The 18,375-nt window shown below is 62.7% G+C and carries 15 protein-coding genes; 11 read left to right on the plus strand and 4 right to left on the minus strand.

Annotated features, from left to right (window positions below; genetic code table 11):
- The first annotated feature begins 54 nt into the window (after positions 1-54).
- From ribBA to lon, 7 genes are all read left to right on the plus strand, one after another.
- Positions 55-1,209 (plus strand): bifunctional 3,4-dihydroxy-2-butanone-4-phosphate synthase/GTP cyclohydrolase II, encoded by a 1,155-nt coding sequence (gene ribBA / locus QQF40_RS10355; protein WP_285461252.1) that lies wholly within the window; start codon positions 55-57, stop codon positions 1,207-1,209.
- A 111-nt stretch (positions 1,210-1,320) separates the two neighbouring features.
- On the plus strand, positions 1,321-1,803 hold the full coding sequence (gene ribH, locus QQF40_RS10360; protein WP_043331374.1) for a 6,7-dimethyl-8-ribityllumazine synthase: 483 nt from the start codon (positions 1,321-1,323) through the stop codon (positions 1,801-1,803).
- Positions 1,800-2,315, plus strand: a complete 516-nt coding sequence (gene nusB / locus QQF40_RS10365; protein WP_175088545.1) for a transcription antitermination factor NusB — start codon at positions 1,800-1,802, stop codon at positions 2,313-2,315. The genes ribH and nusB overlap by 4 nt, the downstream gene beginning before the upstream one ends.
- Before the next feature lies 1 nt (position 2,316).
- Positions 2,317-3,435 carry a thiamine-phosphate kinase gene (thiL, locus tag QQF40_RS10370; protein WP_285461254.1) on the plus strand — a complete coding sequence of 373 codons (1,119 nt, stop codon included), beginning with the start codon at positions 2,317-2,319 and terminating at the stop codon, positions 3,433-3,435.
- Positions 3,432-3,905: a phosphatidylglycerophosphatase A family protein gene (locus QQF40_RS10375; RefSeq protein WP_043331372.1), complete on the plus strand. Its 474-nt coding sequence runs from the start codon at positions 3,432-3,434 to the stop codon at positions 3,903-3,905. Before thiL ends, QQF40_RS10375 begins: the two co-directional genes overlap by 4 nt.
- 115 nt (positions 3,906-4,020) lie before the next feature.
- Positions 4,021-5,301, plus strand: coding sequence for a DUF945 family protein (locus tag QQF40_RS10380; RefSeq protein WP_175088547.1), 1,281 nt, complete (start codon positions 4,021-4,023; stop codon positions 5,299-5,301).
- 237 nt (positions 5,302-5,538) lie between these two features.
- The gene (lon, locus tag QQF40_RS10385; protein ID WP_175088548.1) at positions 5,539-7,986 is read left to right on the plus strand and encodes an endopeptidase La; all 2,448 of its coding nucleotides are present in this window, start codon (positions 5,539-5,541) and stop codon (positions 7,984-7,986) included.
- A gap of 298 nt (positions 7,987-8,284) precedes the next feature.
- Here lon and QQF40_RS10390 read toward each other — a convergent pair whose 3' ends face one another.
- On the minus strand, positions 8,285-8,626 hold the full coding sequence (locus QQF40_RS10390) for a YegP family protein (RefSeq protein WP_043331370.1): 342 nt from the start codon (positions 8,624-8,626) through the stop codon (positions 8,285-8,287).
- A gap of 430 nt (positions 8,627-9,056) precedes the next feature.
- Between QQF40_RS10390 and ilvD the strand changes: the two genes are divergently transcribed.
- Entirely contained in the window at positions 9,057-10,901 is a 1,845-nt protein-coding gene (ilvD, locus tag QQF40_RS10395) for a dihydroxy-acid dehydratase (protein WP_175088549.1), read from the plus strand.
- 203 nt (positions 10,902-11,104) lie between these two features.
- On the opposite strand, the gene QQF40_RS10400 is transcribed toward ilvD, so the two are convergent.
- Entirely contained in the window at positions 11,105-12,718 is a 1,614-nt protein-coding gene (locus QQF40_RS10400) for a diguanylate cyclase domain-containing protein (RefSeq protein ID WP_285461255.1), read from the minus strand.
- 832 nt (positions 12,719-13,550) lie between these two features.
- Positions 13,551-15,128, minus strand: a complete 1,578-nt coding sequence (locus QQF40_RS10405) for a helicase HerA-like domain-containing protein (protein WP_285461256.1) — start codon at positions 15,126-15,128, stop codon at positions 13,551-13,553.
- Positions 15,129-15,774: 646 nt separating this feature from the next.
- Between QQF40_RS10405 and QQF40_RS10410 the strand changes: the two genes are divergently transcribed.
- Positions 15,775-16,134: a hypothetical protein gene (locus QQF40_RS10410; protein ID WP_175088552.1), complete on the plus strand. Its 360-nt coding sequence runs from the start codon at positions 15,775-15,777 to the stop codon at positions 16,132-16,134.
- 258 nt (positions 16,135-16,392) lie between these two features.
- Here QQF40_RS10410 and nudE read toward each other — a convergent pair whose 3' ends face one another.
- On the minus strand, positions 16,393-16,989 hold the full coding sequence (nudE, locus tag QQF40_RS10415) for an ADP compounds hydrolase NudE (RefSeq protein ID WP_175088672.1): 597 nt from the start codon (positions 16,987-16,989) through the stop codon (positions 16,393-16,395).
- A 201-nt stretch (positions 16,990-17,190) separates the two neighbouring features.
- Here nudE and yrfG point away from each other — a divergent pair, with 201 nt between their 5' ends.
- Both yrfG and QQF40_RS10425 read left to right on the plus strand, forming a co-directional pair.
- Complete coding sequence (gene yrfG / locus QQF40_RS10420) at positions 17,191-17,901, plus strand: GMP/IMP nucleotidase (protein WP_285461257.1); 711 nt, start codon at positions 17,191-17,193, stop codon at positions 17,899-17,901.
- Positions 17,898-18,290, plus strand: coding sequence for an RNA-binding S4 domain-containing protein (locus tag QQF40_RS10425; RefSeq protein WP_175088554.1), 393 nt, complete (start codon positions 17,898-17,900; stop codon positions 18,288-18,290). The genes yrfG and QQF40_RS10425 overlap by 4 nt, the downstream gene beginning before the upstream one ends.
- Positions 18,291-18,375: the final 85 nt, after the last annotated feature.

Here is an 18,375-nt window from a genome sequence, read left to right on the forward strand (position 1 = left end):
GATAATACGCGTGGGTCCGACTTGGGCCGGCGCAGCCCGTAAAGTGGAGCAAGCATGGCGCTATCAGGCATCGCAGCACTCGTCGAGGATATCCGGCAAGGCAAGATGGTCATCCTCATGGATGACGAGGATCGTGAGAATGAAGGCGACATCATCATCGCCGCGGAAGCCGTGACAGCCGAGCACATCAACTTCATGGCACGCCACGCGCGTGGCTTGATCTGCATGCCGATGTCGCGTGAGCATTGCGAACAGCTCCAGCTGCCACTGATGGTTCAGGCCAACGGTTCCGGCTTCGGCACCAAGTTCACGCTCTCCATCGAGGCCACCGAAGGCGTCACCACCGGCATCTCGGCGGCTGACCGCGCCCGGACCGTGCAGGCTGCCGCCGCGCGCAATGCGCGCCCGCAGGACATCGTCCAGCCGGGACACATCTTCCCGCTGATGGCGGAGCCGGGTGGTGTGCTGCGTCGTGCCGGCCATACCGAGGCGGCCTGTGACCTGGCATCCATGGCGGGCTTTGGCGCGACCGGCGTGATCTGTGAAATCATGAACGATGACGGCAGCATGGCGCGTCGTGAAGAGCTCGAGCGCTTTGCCGCCGAGCACGACCTCAAGGTCGGCACCATTGCGGATCTGATCGAGTATCGCATCCACAATGAGCAGACCGTGGAAGTGCTGGACAGCGAGCAGGTCGAGACCGCCTTCGGCGAGCTGACGTTGCATTGCTTCAGCGATCGAATCCAGGGCCGTCACCACCTGGCGCTGGTCAAGGGCACGCCGAATGCCGAGTCTCTGACCACCGTGCGCGTGCACGTGCAGGACCCGATGCGCGACCTGCTGACCCTGCGTCAGCCGGGCAGCAGCAGCTGGGCGCTCAATGATGCGCTCGCTGAAGTCGCCGCCGCCGATGCCGGTGTGCTGGTACTGCTGGACACCGGCAGCGACGCGATGGATTACAAGGATCGTCTCGATGTCTTCCTCGGACGACGTCGTACGCCGCGCACCAACGAATCCGATGGTGCGGGCAACTATCTGACCACCGGTACCGGTGCCCAGATCCTTCGGGATCTCGGTGTCGGCCGGATGCGTCTGCTCAGCTCGCCGTGGAAGTTCTCTGCCTTGTCCGGGTTTGGCCTCGAAGTGGTCGAACTGGTCGGCAGTGATGACACGACCGGCGAGACAGGGGCAGACGCCGCCGACGCATAAGCGCTTCGGCACTCCAAATGGCGGGGGAGGTCGCGCACTTCTGGCGACCTGCCCCGGTATGATTGATATCCCCGCCCCGGTTCTCCGGGGCGCTAGCATTGTGGACTGACCATGCAACCGATTGCTCAACTCGAAGGCACTTTCACCAATGTCGATGGCCGTTACGTCATCGTCGTCGGGCGTTTCAACCACCATGTCGTCGACAGCCTGGTGGAAGGCGCGGTCGATTCTCTCGTACGCCACGGCGTCGATGAGGAAAACATCGACCTGATCCACGTGCCGGGTGCCTGGGAAATTCCGCTGGCCGTCAAGGCCGTGCTGGCCAAAGTCAAGCCGCACGCCGTCATCACGCTGGGTGCGGTGATCCGCGGTGGTACGCCGCACTTCGAATACGTCGCCGGTGAGTGCAACTCCGCGCTGTCGCGTCTGCAGCTCGAATTCGACACCCCGGTCGCCAATGGCGTGCTGACGGTGAATTCCATCGAGCAGGCCATCGAGCGTGCCGGCACCAAGGCCGGCAACAAGGGTACCGAAGCGGCCATGGCGGCGATGGAAATGGTCTCCCTGCTCAAGGCCATGGGAGGTGACGCGTGAGCGAACGCAATGAACGTACCGAGCGCGAGCCGTCCAAGCAGCAGCAGGCGCGTCGCGCCGCTCGCGAGCTGGCCGTGCAGGGCATCTACCAGTGGCAGATGACTGGCAAGAACATGACCACCATCGAAGCCGAGTTCCGTGGTCAAAAGATCGACGATGATGTCGAGCTGCATGAGAACTGGGTCGAGGTGATGCGTATCGCCGACCAGGCCCTGTTCCACGAGCTGCTGCACAACGTGCCTCGCTTCCAGAAAGAACTGGATGCCAGCATCAGCCCGCTGCTCGACCGTCGCCTGCAGGATCTCGACGAGATCGAGCTGGCCATCCTGCGTCTGGGCGCCTACGAGCTGTCCAAGCGCATGGAAGTGCCGTATCGCGTGGCGATCAACGAAGGGGTCGAGCTGGCCAAGACCTTCGGAGCCACCGACGGGCACAAGTACGTCAACGGGATCCTCGACAAGCTGGCAGTCAAGCTGCGTAGCGCCGAGGTGACCCAGGCCCGCCTGCGCTGACATGCCAGGTGAATTCGAGCTGATTGCCCGCTACTTCCAGCGCGATCTGTCCGGGGCACCGGGCGTGTTGCTGGGGCCGGGTGACGACTGTGCACTTCTTGCCGCCAGTGATGGCATGCAGATGGCGGTCAGTGTCGATACCTCGGTGGCGGGGGTGCACTTCCCGCCGGATGCGCCTGCGGCGTCCATTGGCCATCGTGCCCTGGCCGTCAATCTGTCCGATCTGGCGGCGATGGGTGCGACCCCGCGCTGGGCGTTGCTGGCGCTGACGTTGCCGGACGTGGATGAAGACTGGCTGCATGGTTTTGCGGCCGGTTTCCACGCGCTGGCGGATCGCTACGGCATCGCGCTGGTCGGCGGCGACGTCACGCGCGGCCCGCTCTCCATCACGATCACCGTGCATGGCGAGCTGCCGTGCGTGCTCGAGCCTGCCCAGCAGGCCGACAGCGTGGCCCGCCCGATCCTGCGGCGTGACGGCGCCCGTGAGGGCGATCTCATCGCGGTCACCGGCCTGCCGGGGTTGGCGCATGCCGGTCTCAAGGCCTGGCAGGAGGGCGTCCGCGATGTGCTGAATCCTTGCCTGGCGTCCTACCTGCGACCAGAACCGCGGGTCGATGCGGGGCTGGCACTACGTGAGCTGGCCAGTGCGGGCCTGGATGTCTCCGATGGCGTGATGGGTGACCTGGCACACATCTGTCGCGCCAGTCAGCTGTCGGCTGCGCTGGAGCTTGGCGAACTGCCACTGGCGCCGGAGCTGATCACTGCGCTGGGCGAGCAGGGGGCTCGCGAGGCGGTCCTCAATGGCGGCGACGATTACGAGCTGTTGCTCACGCTGCCTGAAGAGAACCTCGAGACGGCCAGGCTCGCCCTGCGCTCGCTCAACCTGCCCTTGAATGTCATCGGGCGCATGCAGGCGCCGGGCAGCGATGCGCCGCGTGTGCTGCTGATGGAAAAGGGCATTGAGCAGGCAGCTACGGGCCAGAGCTGGCAGCATTTCTCTGCCTCGCAAGCCTCTGCCTCGCAAACCTCCGTCACTCAGTCCTCTGCCACACAGGTCTCTGGGACAGACGGCTCCTGCGATGATGCGTTACCGCGCAACGCGAACGGGGTGGCACCATGAATCGGGCACCCGCCAGTGTCTGGCGGCGCCCCGTGCACTTCCTGGCCTTCGGGCTGGGCAGTGGTACCGCGCCCTTTGCTCCGGGCACCTTCGGTACCCTGGCGGCAATCCCGTTCTACTGGCTGATGACCAACCTCACGCTTTGGCCGTATCTGGCCATCGTGCTGGTCGCGTCGCTGGTCGGGATCTGGATCTGTGATCGCACTTCGCGCGATCTCGGCGTGCATGATCACTCCGGGATCGTCTGGGACGAATTCGTCGGCTATTGGATCACAATGGCCGCCGTGCCATTCTCTTGGCAGGCAGCGCTATGGGGCTTCGTGGTCTTCCGGGTCTTCGATATTCTCAAGCCATGGCCGATTCGCTGGGCCGACCGCCGGGTTGCCGGCGGCTTCGGCATCATGCTGGATGATGTCTTCGCCGGTATCTATGCCTGGTCGACGATGCATCTGTGGCTGTGGTTGCACTGACGTCTCGCTGTCTTGGCAGCGAGGCTCACGCACGTGTTTCACTGATGGAAGCAGATGTGACAAGAGGCACCGCGCAGACGGTGTGATGCTTCAATAACGGACAAGGGTCAATGCGATGGGCAAGGGACTGGTAACCGCGACGGCAGTGGTCGTCATCGGGGCAGCCGGCTATGTCGGCGGCGTGGCTTACTCAAGCCAGCGTTTTGAAGATGAAATGGCCCGCATGGTGGCAGAGCTCGACAGGAGCTCCGACATCAAGGCGACCCGTGAAGAGGTCGATAGCGGCTGGTTCGGCTCCACGGGCCGGGTAGAGATGGAGCTCGCCACCGGCGACGGTGAAGGCCCCATGCGCATCGTATTGCCCTATGAAGCTGGCCACGGCCTGCTGTCGACCAGCATGCAGGGCAACGTCAAGGTGCTGTACGGTACGCCGTCACGCGATGTCTTCGCCGAAGTGCTCGGCGATGGCAAGGCGATCGCCTTCGATGGCAGCGTCGACAACTTCAGTGGCGCCAGCGACACCACCCTGACCTTGCCGGCCTTCGACTGGCAGGACCCGGAGAGCGGCACGCGCATCGACTTCCAGGGCGGCGAGCTGCTGGCTTCCCACGATGGCGGTGATACCCCGGAAATCACCGTGGATGGCGAGATCACGCCGTTCGATATCACCAATGGTGCCGAGAAGGTCAGCATCGGTACCCTGAGCCTCAATGGCATCTATCGCGGGGCGGACAATGACTTCCGCCAGGACGACAAGATCGTGCTGGACACCCTCACCATCGACAACGGCACCGGTCAGCCGCCAGTGGTCGCCAGCGATATCCGTTACAGCGGTGAAACGCGTCTGGACCCGACCGAGCTGCGCTATCTGATGAAGCTGTCGGTAGAGGATGTCAGCGCGGGTGATCAGCAGATGGCCAGCGGTGATGTGTCCATCTCGATCGATCGTCTGCAGGGCGCGGCCGTCTATGACTTCATCACCCAGCTTCAGGGCTTGCTGGAAGAAGCGGGCAAGCCGTTCGAGGAGCTGAGCGAAGCGCAGCAGGTCGCCATGCTCGAGAAGGTCGAAGCGCCGCTGTTCACCATGCTGAGCACCTCTCCACGCCTGACGCTGGAATCGCTGAATGCCAAGAGCGATGCGTTCGGTGTCGACATGCAGGGTGATGGCCAGATGATTCTCGATGGTGCCGACATCACTGACCTGACCATCCAGGAGCTGCAGACCGTCCCGGGTCAGCGGGCCTTCCTGAATCGTCTGAGCGGGCGCTTCGAGTTCCGCAACGTGCCGCCGATGATGGCCATGATGGCAGGGGTCTCTCCGCAGGCCGCCGACCGCAACCTCGTGGTCGAGATCGATGGTGACAGCGTGAGGATCAACGGCACCCCGATCTACTGAGGGGAGAGGCGAGGCGCGGTGTCACGAGCGCTCAGTGACGTCAGCGCCGCGCAGTATGCTGGAAACGACAATGCCCGCCTCATGGTGGGCATTGTCGTTTCCGGGGGCGCATCAGGTGCCACCCTGATCACGCAGTGTTGCGCCTGCGGCGCAGCCAGCCTGCCTTGATAAAATGGCTCACTGGCCGCATTGGTGGAGATGATCGCCTCAACCGAGGCCTGGTTTCATGAGGGTTGCATGCCACGTCACGAAGAGATTTCCGATAACGACGATATTCTTGCCGGCTTCGAGGATGACAGCCAGTCACAAGAGCCTTCCTCCTCCTCGGGTGGGTTGGTGCCGAGTGGCGACCAGCTGCCGGAGCGTATCTACCTGCTGCCGATCCACAATCGCCCGTTCTTCCCGGCCCAGGTCCAGCCGCTGGTGATCAACAAGCAGCGTTGGGCCGAGACCATGCAGCTGGTCGGCAACACGCCGCATCATGCTGTCGGTCTGGCCTTCGTCGGCGATGTCGAGGTGGATGAGCTGGGGGTCGAGCATTTCCCCGAGATCGGTTCCGCCGTGCGCGTCCACAAGCCCGAAGACGGCGCTGATCAGGTGCAGTTCATCGCCCAGGGGCTGCGTCGCTTCCGCATCACGCGCTGGCTGTCGCGCAAGCCTCCCTATCTGGTCGAGGTCACCTATCCGCGCGAACCGGTCGATGCCGAGAGCGACGAGGCCCGCGCCTATGCGATGGCGATGATCAACGGCATCAAGGAGCTGCTACCGATCAACCCGCTGTACGGTGAGGAGCTCAAGCAGTACCTCAATCGCTTCAGCCCGCATGAACCGGGCCCGCTGACCGACTTCGCCGCCGCCATCACCTCGGCCAAGGGCGCTGAGCTGCAGGAAGTGCTGGAGTCGCTGCCGGTGATGGAGCGCATGCAGAAGGTGCTGCCCCTGCTGCGCAAGGAAATCGAGGTCGCACAGCTGCAGACCGAGATCTCCCAGCAGGTCAACGCGCAGATGGAGAAGCATCAGCGCGAATTCTTCCTGCGTGAACAGCTCAAGGTCATCCAGCGTGAACTGGGTATCTCCAAGGATGATCGCGAGAACGACGTCGATACCTTCCGTGGCCGTCTCGACGAGCTCAAGGTGCCGGAGCGTGTCCAGTCGCGCATCGATGACGAGCTCGACAAGCTGTCGGTGCTGGAGACCGGCTCGCCGGAATACGGCACCACACGCAACTATCTTGACTGGCTGACCTCGCTGCCATGGGGCATCACCTCCACCGATCAGCTCAACCTGGCCCACGCGCGCACCGTGCTCAATCGTGATCACGATGGGCTCGATGATGTGAAGTCACGTATCGTCGAGTTTCTGGCCGAGGGCACCTTCAAGGGGGATGTCGGCGGCTCGATTCTGCTGCTGGTCGGCCCGCCCGGTGTCGGCAAGACCTCCATCGGTCGCTCCATCGCCCAGGCGCTGGGGCGCGAGTTCTATCGCTTCTCGATCGGCGGGATGCGAGACGAGTCCGAGATCAAGGGGCATCGCCGCACCTACGTGGGCGCCATGCCCGGCAAGCTGGTGCAGGCGCTCAAGGAGGTCAAGGTCGAGAACCCGGTGATCATGCTCGATGAGATCGACAAGCTGGGGCAGTCCTTCCAGGGCGATCCGGCCTCGGCGCTGCTCGAGGTGCTGGACCCGGAGCAGAACGTCGACTTCCTCGATCACTATCTCGATGTGCGTCTCGATCTCTCCAAGGTGCTGTTCGTGTGCACCGCCAACACGCTGGACAGCATCCCCGGCCCGCTGCTGGACCGCATGGAGCAGATTCGCCTCTCCGGCTACATCGCCGAGGAGAAGATGGCGATCGCCAAGCACCACCTGTGGCCGAAACTGCTGACCCGCGACAACATTCCCAGGAAGCGCATCAATCTGAGTGATGCCGCGCTGCGTCAGGTCATCGAGGGCTATGCGCGTGAGGCCGGCGTGCGCCAGCTGGAGAAACAACTGCACCGCATCGTGCGCAAGGCGGCGGTGAAGTTGCTGGAAGAGGAGCTGCCGACCGTGAAGGTCTCGGTCAAGAATCTCGAGGAATTCCTCGGTGCGCCGATCTTCCGTCGTGAGAAGGTCCTGGCCGGCGAAGGCGTGGTGACCGGGCTTGCCTGGACCAGCATGGGCGGTGCGACTCTGCCCATCGAAGCCACCCGGGTGCATGGCCTGACACGTGGCCTGAAGCTGACCGGCAAGCTGGGCGACGTGATGCAGGAGTCGGCCAACATCGCCTACTCCTACACCCTGGCCAACCTCGAAGCCTACGATGCCGAGGCCGACTTCTTCAACGAGTCTTTCATTCACCTGCACGTGCCTGAGGGCGCGACGCCCAAGGATGGCCCCAGCGCCGGGGTGACCATGACCACGGCATTGATGTCGTTGGCCAAGCGTCAGGCCCCGCGCAAGGGGCTGGCGATGACCGGTGAGCTGACCTTGACCGGCCAGGTGCTGCCAGTGGGCGGTATCCGCGAGAAGGTGATTGCCGCGCGGCGCAGTGATATCTACGAGCTGATTCTGCCGCAGGCCAACCAGCGCGATTATGATGAGCTGCCGGAATACCTGAAGGAAGGCATGATCGTGCACTTCGCGGCGCGCTACGCGGATGTCTCGCGTGTGGTCTTCGACAGTGACAGCGCCCAGCGTCATTGAGTGGTGTGTGATCAGCGGCGAGGCGTGAGTGACAGGCGCTGATCGCCAGGCCCTGAGCGCCAGATGCTGAGCTCGACCAGCGCCTAAGTCAGCCGCAGGACGACAGAAGCCCCGCCGATTGGCGGGGCTTCTGTCGTTACTGTGCTTTCTGCTGCCTGTACTTTCTTCTTGGCGTGCTTTTTTCCTGCAGCACTTTCCTCTTCCTCTGCTTGGGTCTGTCGATTGGCTGTCGATTCCGAGAGAGCGATTGGAAGAGCGATCGGGAGGGCGATCGAGAAAGGGGCTGGCTAGCTCGTGCTCAGGCGGTGTCGAGTTGCTCGAGGACGGCCGCCTCGGCGGCATTGCGCCCGACGCTGGCGATGCCGTTGTCGCGGCCGGATTCCGACTTGTACATCTGACTGCGACCGATCTGCTGGCTGTTGGCGGCCAGCAGCGTGAAATAGAAACGTCCGTCCTTGGCGACTTCACGGGTGAAGCGTTTTTCCTCGACGGCATTCTTGCGCACGGACTCCACGCCGTTCAGGCAGCCGCGCTTGTCGGCATAGCCCTGACTTTGCAGGATCTTCTCGCCGTTGCCTGCCTTCAGCGCAAAGTAGAACTTGCTGTCCTTGCCCCGTGTGATGACGAATTTTCCGGCCATGGGTGACTCCTGTTCCTTGTGAGTGTCTGGCATTGCCTGATGTGTCGTCCTTCAGTGTAATCAGCGCCTCCCGCCGCAGGCCCACGCTAGAGGCCGCTTCATTCAACGCTTTTGGCGCTTGTCGGCATCTTTCTGGGCTGCTGATGGCGTGGGCGGTGCTATCTGGTAGGCAAGCAGGGCCGGGACATGACAGAATTGACCCCAGGTAGACAGCGTTGACCCAAGAGGCACGCGTCTCCTCTGGACACCAGGTGTGCGTACCCCGAGCGGGGCGCCGCCTGACCAAAACAGAAGCCGCTCCCGTGCGGAGTGATTCTGCAGAGGATTGCGCAGAAAGAGCTGTGTCAATTATCTGACCCTGTCAGGCGCAATTCCATGAATCAGTCCCTCTTCGCGCAGGAGAGCGGCCAAGCATCTTGACGAGGACACCATGCCAGAGTATCGCTCCCGTACGACCACTGCAGGTCGTAACATGGCCGGCGCTCGCGCCCTGTGGCGCGCCACCGGCATGAAAGATGGCGACTTCCAGAAGCCGATCATCGCCGTTGCCAACTCCTTCACCCAGTTCGTGCCGGGCCACGTCCACCTCAAGGACATGGGGCAGCTGGTCGCGCGCGAGATCGAGAAGGCCGGCGGCGTCGCCAAGGAATTCAACACCATCGCGGTCGATGATGGCATCGCCATGGGCCACGACGGCATGTTGTATTCCCTGCCGTCGCGTGACCTGATCGCCGACAGCGTCGAATACATGGTGAATGCCCACTGTGCGGATGCGCTGGTGTGCATCTCCAACTGTGACAAGATCACCCCGGGGATGCTGATGGCTGCAATGCGCCTCAACATCCCGGTCATCTTCGTCTCCGGCGGCCCGATGGAAGCCGGCAAGACCAAGCTGCTGGATCACGGCCTCGATCTGGTCGATGCCATGGTCATCGCCGCCGATGACAGCGTTGACGACGAGACGGTCGCCGAGATCGAGCGCAGCGCCTGCCCGACCTGCGGCAGCTGCTCGGGCATGTTCACGGCCAACTCCATGAATTGCCTGATGGAAGCACTGGGTCTGGCGTTGCCGGGCAACGGCACCGTGCTGGCCACGCACTCCGATCGTCGTCGCCTGTTCGAGAACGCCGGGCATCGCATCGTCGAGCTGGCGCGCCGTTACTACGAAGGCAACGAAGAGCATCTGTTGCCGCGTGCCATCGGCTCCCGCGCCGCCTTCGCCAACGCGATGACGCTGGATATCGCCATGGGTGGCTCGACCAACACCATCCTGCACCTGCTGGCTGCCGCTCAGGAAGCCGGTGTCGACTTCACCATGTCCGACATCGACAAGCTGTCCCGCAGCGTGCCGCAGATGTGCAAGGTGGCGCCGAACACCCAGAAATATCACATCGAGGATGTCCATCGTGCCGGCGGCATCATGGGGATTCTGGGCGAGCTGGACCGTGCCGGCGTGCTGGATACCTCAGTGCCGACCGTCTATGGCGACTCGCTGTCTGCGGCGCTGGAAGAGTGGGACATCATGCGTTCGCCCACTGATGAAGTCATCGAGTTCTATCGCGCCGGCCCGGGTGGTATCCCGACCCAGACCGCCTTCTCGCAGAGCGCGCGCTGGCCGAGCCTGGATGGTGATCGCGCCCAGGGCTGTATCCGCGACTACGACCATTGCTTCTCCACCCAGGGCGGCCTGGCCGTGCTGTACGGCAACATCGCACTCGATGGTTGCGTGGTGAAGACCGCTGGCGTCGATGACTCCATCCTGGTCTTCGAAGGCCGTGCCTACGTCTGTGAGTCACAGGATCAGGCGGTGGAAGACATCCTGGCCGACAAGGTCAAGGAAGGCGACGTCGTGATCATCCGCTACGAAGGGCCGAAGGGCGGTCCGGGCATGCAGGAAATGCTCTACCCGACTTCCTATCTCAAGTCCAAGGGGCTGGGCAAGGCGTGTGCGCTGCTCACCGACGGTCGTTTCTCCGGCGGTACCTCAGGCCTGTCCATTGGCCACGCGTCTCCGGAAGCGGCGGCGGGCGGCGCCATCGGTCTGGTCGAGCATGGCGACACCATCCTGATCGACATCCCGAACCGCACCATCAACGTCAAGCTGAGCGACAGCGAGCTGCATGAGCGCCGTGAAGCGATGGATGCCCGCGGCAAGGATGCCTGGAAGCCGAGCATCCAGCGCAACCGTCGCGTCTCCGCCGCGCTCAAGGCCTATGCCTTGCTGGCGACTTCCGCTGACAAGGGCGCCGTGCGTGACCTGAGCAAGCTGGACTGAGTGTCGGTCTCGGATATCTGACTCGGTCTCTGAGCAGGCCTCTGCACTGAAACACCGCGCAAGCCTGTGTGACTCCTGTATGTCTTCTTTGTGAGTACTGAGTGAGTCAAACGACAACGGCCATCCTTCGGGGTGGCCGTTGTCGTTGATGGGAATGTGTCTGAAGGGCATCCGTGGCAGGCCGCACACACGAAAGGCGCCACTCAGGGCAGATCGGGCGAGGGGAAGCCGGACGGTGACTGGGGGCTTGCGAAGGTGTCGGTCGGGATGACCGGCTCAAGCTCCAGGAAACGCACGCGATTGCGTCCCTGGCGTTTGGCTTTCTTGAGTGCGTGCTGGGCGCGCTCACAGAGCTCGAGTCGATTGGCCAGCGTGAGCGTATCGGGCGCCGGGTGATAGCAGGTCAGCCCGATGCTGCAGGTGACCGGCCCATCGAGACCATGCAGTTCTGCCGTGGCATGGCGGACGCGCTCGGCGAGTATGATGGCGCCGCTGGAATCGGTCTGGCCCAGCACCGCAATCAGCGAGCCATCATCACGCTGGCTGAGCAGGTCGCTCTTGCGTGTCGCGTTGCGCAGGATGGTGGAGACCTGTTGCAGTGCGCGGTCTCCTGCGGTGCGGCCGTACTGGCGATTGAAGTCGGTGAAGGCATCCACGTTGAGCAGCAGGATCGACAGTGGCTGCCCATGACGTGCACTGCGCGCGATCTCGCCATCCAGCTGCTGCTCGAAGATCTCGGCGGGCAACAGCTTGTCCAGCACCGACGGCGCGGCCGGGCCCGAGGGTGCCATGCTGGCCAGCTTGTGCCGCATGCGGGCCAGGCTTTCCTCGTGGGAGCGTCGCTCGCTGAGGTCCTGGTGCTGGCTGAGAATGACGCCGGAGTGGCCGTCGATGATATCCAGATGCAGCATGACTTCGATGATCTGCCCCTGTCTGCCCAGATAGCGATGCGGCTGCTCGAAGTGGGTGATCTCGCCGGCTTGCATGGCCAGAAGCGCCTCCTGACAGGCCTGCATGTCAGCAGGGTGAGAGACATCCTCCAGCGCGCCACGCTGCAGTTCACTCCTCTCCGTCCCCAGCAGCTGCGCCAGCGCTGGGTTGAGACGTGTCCAATGACCATGGAAGTCCATGATCGCCATCGGAAGCTGGCAGCGCGAGAACAGCAGCTCCATCTCCTGGTAGGCGAGGCGCAGGTTGCTCAGTTCACTGGCAAGCCGCTTGCGCTCATTCTCGCGATCGATCAAGCCTCCCAGAAGGCTGGCCAGTGTCTCGACCAGTGCACGATCGCTGGCGCTGAAATCTGCCGCGCGCGGTGAGCTGTCGCCGAAGCAGACGGTGCCGGTCAGACGGCCTTCGGTCCATACCGGGGCGGCGATATAGCTCTGGAAAGGCATCGATTTGAGGGCCGGATGCGCCTCGAGTGCTGACGTGGTCGCGATATTGGCGTAGGCGATGCAGCCAGCCTGCTCAACGACTTCATTGCAGTAGGTCTCGTTCAGCGGTGCTATCGCGCCCTCGACCTTGCCGGGCGGCGGATTGACCGCCGCCATGATTTCATAGCGATTGGCCTCTGCGTGACCCAGGATGCCGGTGGTCATCCCCAGCAGGCGGCAAGCGGTCACCAGGTACTCTCTGAGCTGTTCGTTGAAGGTTCCCGCAGGGGCGAGTGTCAGGGCAAACAACGCTTGCAGCTGGGCGGGAACGAGATTCTCATTGAGGAAGACAGTCGCGGCGGCGGCCTGTGGCGAGAGATCTGAGGTATCAACTGGACTCGAGTGCCCCGAGAAGGGTGGTCGCGCGGGCGGAGTAGGCAGCATGTGACATCCTTATCTTGCATGTTGCGGGGAGAGGGAATGACCAAAGAAAGAGTATGGCGGTTGGGAGCGATGAACGGGCGTTTTGCCGGGGCAGGAAATCAACTGTTCATACACGTAAGACTGGCGGGGCCTTTTGAGGTGCGACTGGATCAGAGGCGCGCCGGGACGTGACTCTGGTGGTGGTACAAAAGAAACGGGGAGACCGGTCGATGGCTGATCGACGGCCTCCCCGACAAGTTCTTTCTCTGCCCACCATGATGCGTCGTCATGCGTGGCAGAGTCTGTGTGCCGCTTGTCCTGTCATCCGTGTCCTGTGCCGTTTCACACCTTGTATCACCGGTGGGGGCAGGCAGGATCCCGCTGGTGTCATGCGTAACGCTCCTGGCTCAGGCGGCTTCTGCCAGCTGAGGTTCCGCTGTCGCTTCCATATCGATGGCTTCCAACGCCAGTTCGATCGAGAACCAGTTGTCGTTCAGCCACAATTCCAATGCTTCATTGCTCATGCACATCGTCAAGTCTCCCCGAGAGTAGTGGCAGCGCGTGTGTGTCATGGTGTGCTGCCGGTAAGCAGCAATCATCAGTATGGCGTCTCCTTGCCGAGAGCGAATGAAGTTTGCGCGACGATATGATGTCAGCAGTCTTGGATAGCGAAAGCAGGACATCACCCATGGTCAAATTCCCATGGGTGATGTCCTGCTTTTCGTGAAGGGTGAGTCTCTCAGTCTCGAGAGATGCTGCTTGCCAAGGAAAGCTTCTATTTGCCAAGGAGCGCTTCAGGCTGCTGGCGTGGCGTCACGCTGTAGGCGTGGTCTCAGACTGAAAGGAGCGATCCTCAGCGGCGAGTGAAGGAGCGCAGCAGACTGCGAATCAGTGACCGACCCAGCTGCGACCCCAGGGCGCGCATCACGGACTTGAGCAGGGTCTCCATGACGCTCTGACGCTGTCTGCCGCCTGAGTGTGGGGCGCTTTCGGCCACCGGACTTGTGTGCTCGGTGTCGCGGCGGGTAGCGCTGGCAGCGGCTTGAGCGCTTCCATCACGTTCTGTAGCAGGCGGCGTGGTGTCAGGCGTTGTCGCTGGCGTCTCCTCCGGCCGAGCCTGGGCCATCGCCGAGCTCGTCAGTTGCGCCTCGAGACGCTCGTGAGCCGATTCACGGTCTATCACCTCATCGTAGCGACCGGCCAATGATGAGCTTGCCAGCAGCGCTGCGCGCTCGCCGTCACTCAACGGGCCGATCCGTCCACGCGGTGGGGCGATCAAGGTGCGCTCCACCTGGGTGGGCGTGCCCTTGCTGTCGAGCACCGAGACCAGTGCCTCGCCCACGCCCAGCTCCGTGATCACCTGAGCCGTATCGAGGGTAGGGTTGGGGCGGAAAGTCTCGGCAGCGGTCTTGACGGCCTTCTGGTCGCGCGGAGTGAAGGCGCGCAGGGCATGTTGGATCCGATTGCCCAGCTGGCCGAGCACGTCATCGGGGATGTCGGCGGGGGATTGGGTCACGAAGTAGACGCCGACCCCCTTGGAGCGAATCAGGCGCACCGTCTGCTCGAGGCGCTCAAGCAATGCCTTGGGAGCGGCATCGAACAGCAGGTGGGCCTCGTCGAAGAAGAACACCAGCACCGGGCGATCGGCATCGCCGCGCTCAGGGAGGGTGCGAAAGAGCGTCGACAGGAACCACAGCAGGAAGGTGGTATAGAGGCGTGGGCTCTGCATCAGCTCACGCCCATCGAGCAGATTGATGAAGCCGCGTGTCTGCTCTCCCTCGCCCGTGGTTGCCAGCATGTCATTGATGTCGAGCGCCGGTTCGGCGAAGAAGCGCTCGCCGCCCTGGGTGGCCAGCACATGCACCCGGCGCAGCATGGCACCGAGGCTCTGGGGGCTGACACTGCCATAGCGCTCCTCGAAGTTTTCGCGCTCACGCTCGATATGCTTCAGCAGGCTGATCAGGTCCTTGAGGTCGATCAGCTCCAGCCCTTCACGCTCGGCATGATCGAAGGCCAGGTGCATCAGGCCACTCTGGGTGTCGTTCAATTCCAGCAGGGTCGACATCAGCTCAGGCCCCATGGAAGCCACGCTGGCACGCACCGCATGCCCACTCTTGCCGAACAGATCCCACAGCCTGACGGGAGCGGCCTGAGGCTGCCAGTCATTGATGCCGAGGCTGGCGAGGCGTTCATCGACGCGCGGATGCGGGTTACCCGCCGCGGCGATGCCGGAGAGGTCACCCTTGACGTCGGCGGTGAACACCGGCACTCCCATGCGCGAAAACTCTTCTGCCAGCACCTGTAACGTGACGGTCTTGCCGGTACCTGTCGCACCGGCGACCAGGCCGTGTCGATTGGCCAGTGCCCCGGCTAGCGTGATGTGGCCCTTGGGTCCCTGTCCGGCGAGTCCCCCGATCAGCACGTCTGGCATGTGAGTCTCCTGTCATTCAGGTGGTAGCGGTGCTTGCAGAGGGAGGTGTGGCGACCACTGGCGATGACCGCAGAGATGGGCGATGTCATGGAGCTGTAGGGTTACAAAATGTTTCGTTGAGTAAAATACTGCAAGCCATCTTGCGCCACTTGACGCATGGCGTCAGGAAATCGACATGCGGAAAGCCGCCTGATGAGCGGCCAGAAGCCCATATGGGCGCTAATTAAACGCGAGTCGATATCTCACTCTTGTATAGGAAATCTGGAGAAAAGATATTTTTCTTTCCCTTCTCTGCTTGAAAGTCAGGCCCTGTAGTTCCATATCTTTAGGCATCAGGGCGCATGTGACGCAACACGCCTCGGCAGATTGACGCTTTCGTCAAGAATGACACCAGCAGGCTCGAGTACAACTCTGGTGACGTTTTTCAAGAATGCTCCGACAAGCAGCCGACGCGCTAGAGGATGTTTGAGACATGCGCCGCAAAGATTTGACGCAGTACCACAAGACGTCGTTGAGATTGGTAGAAGCGTCTTGTGGAGCCTGGAACTCGAGACACCCAGTCTCGGGATTCTTGAAGGCTTACCGGCAACGGCCGAGCGAATCATCTGCTCGTCTCTTGCAACAGACCGCTACTGGAGGATGGATCATGAAGAAGCTGACTGCTGCACTTTTCGCGACTGCCTTGGCACTGCCGACCACTGCTGCCTTTGCCGAGCACCACGAGTCCAGCAACACCGGTTCCGCCAACACTGGCGCCCACTCCACCAAGGTAGAGGGCGGTACCGCTGCGGGTCATGAAGATGGCAAGGTGTATAATGATACCGAACGCAACACCGAGAGTGGTTCTGCCAACACCAAGAAGGATTCCATGATGGTGGAAGGTGGCACGGCCCAGTCCGAGTCCGCCAAGCACGGCAAGGTCATGGACAAGGGCGAAGACCACATGGGCGTCAGCCCGGAATCCGGCTCGTCCAACACCGCCGATGGCAGCATGAAGACCGAATAAACGTGTCTTGACGGTCTGGTCCCAGGTCAGACCCGCAATGGATCTTGCGGTGCCTGAACGAGTCGCCAGCACGACCCGCTTGAGCGCATCGCGAGTGAAACGACTAGCCCCCGCCATTGGCGGGGGCTTGTCGTCGTATGGGGGCATGCAAGGCAGGGTGTGGGGGGCAGGAAAGAAGGGGGGCTGGGCGCTTGTGGCCAGTGCCTTGTTGCCAGTGCTTGCCATCAATGCCTGCCAACAGCGCTTGCCAGCAAGTCCCTACCACCAGCGAGGGCTGTAGGTATCTTCCCCGGCCAGCAGGCGTTCGCGGGCCATGAACAGCGCCGCGACCGCACGCGCCTCGTGGAAGTCCTCACGTGCCAGCAGCGCCGGCAGCTCATCGAGGCGGTGGCGCTCGACGACCAGCGGTTCCGGTTCATCGCCCGGCAGGCGCTTTTCGAACAGATCGCGCGCCAGCATCACGTTCATGCGGTGATCCATGTAGTTGGGCGCCAGGCTCAGTTCGGCCAGTGGTTCGATGTTGTGTGCGCCATAACCGCATTCTTCCATCAATTCGCGATTGGCGGCGGTCACCGGGTCCTCGCCCGGGTCGATCAGTCCCTTGGGCAGGGTCAGCACATATTGCTCAGGGCCAGCGGCATATTCGCGGATCATCAGCACGTGGTCGGGGTCGGGCATGGCGACGATCATCACCGCGCCGTGACCGCCGCTCTTGAGGCGCTCGAAGCTACGGGTGGCGCCATTGGAGAAGGTCAACTCCAGCGCCTCGACGGCGAACAGGCGCGAGCGAGCGACCTCGCGGCGTGAGTCGATCCGCGGCGGCGTCAGCGTGTGGCTGGTGTCTGATTGATTCATGGTCGGGTGAACGGTATCTGGCGCATCATCCATCGCAAGTCCTCGCGAGGCAGTATGAGAAGAGAGAATACTGTCGCTCATCGTGGCAGGCCGCCGCGAGCGGGGCAATCACAAGCCGCCATCCCCCCTTGTTGCACATGCGCGCCCGTGGGCCATGCTTTACACTATGTGGCCAAATTTCCCTCTGGCTGACAGAACCCGATGCTTGACTGGAACACTATCGACACCGTGCTGTTGGACATGGACGGCACTCTGCTTGACCTTCACTTCGACAGCCACTTCTGGCTCGAACATCTGCCCAGGCGCTATTGCGAGCTGCACCGACTCGATGAGGCGCTGCAGGCCGATCTCAAGGCGCGCATCATCAGCGAGTCCGGCACGCTCAACTGGTACAGCCTCGATTACTGGAGCCGTGAGCTCGAGCTCGACGTCGTCGCCCTGAAGCGTGAAGTGCAGCACCTGATCGGCTATCGCCATGAGGCCGAGGACTTCCTCGCCTGGCTGCGCGATCAGCCGCAACGCGTGGTGCTGGCGACCAACGCCGACCGTCATGGCATCGATCTCAAGTTCGCGCTGACCGGCATGGGTGACTACTTCGACGCCGTGGTGTCGTCCGCGGATCTGGGCCACGCCAAGGAAGAGCAGGCCTTCTGGCGCAAGCTCAACGAGATCGAGCCCTTCGATCCGGCGCGTACCCTGTTCATCGATGACAATCCGCAGGTGCTGGAAAGTGCCCACACCTATGGCATTGCCCATCTGCTGGGCGTGCGTCAGCCGGATTCGAAGCGCCCTGCGCGTGATTTCGAACGTGTGCACGGCCTGGACGGCTTTGCAGTGCTGACACAAGGCGCGGGGCCCGAGGTGGACAATGCCGGAGTCTCGAGCGACGGGGAGGGCAAGGGGGCGTCATGAGCGATCAGGTACGTATCGACAAGTGGTTGTGGGCAGCGCGCTTCTTCAAGACGCGTGGCATGGCCAAGAAGGCCATCGAGGGCGGCAAGATCCAGTACAACGGCGGCAAGGTGAAAACCTCCAAGACCGTCGAGATCGGCGCCGTGATCGAGGTGCCGCAGGGCTGGGATCGCCTTGTCGTCGAGGTGCTGGCCCTCAGCGACCAGCGCCGTGGCGCGCCCGAGGCCCAGAAGCTCTATCAGGAGACGCAGGAGTCCCGCGAGCGCCGTGAGCGTGAGGCCGAGACGCGTCGCCTCGGCAATCAGGGCATGACGCCGCCTCCCGGCCGTCCTGACAAGAAACAGCGCCGCAACATCCATCGCTTCCAGCGTCAGGATGCCGATAGCTGAGCCAGCGCGAGTCACCGCCGGGTGCCTTGGCACCGACCGGCAGAATTTCCATACCGATGTGTGTCAGCACATCGTTGTTGGCGGC

The organism is Cobetia sp. LC6 (genome assembly GCF_030264805.1).
Classification (GTDB): domain Bacteria; phylum Pseudomonadota; class Gammaproteobacteria; order Pseudomonadales; family Halomonadaceae; genus Cobetia.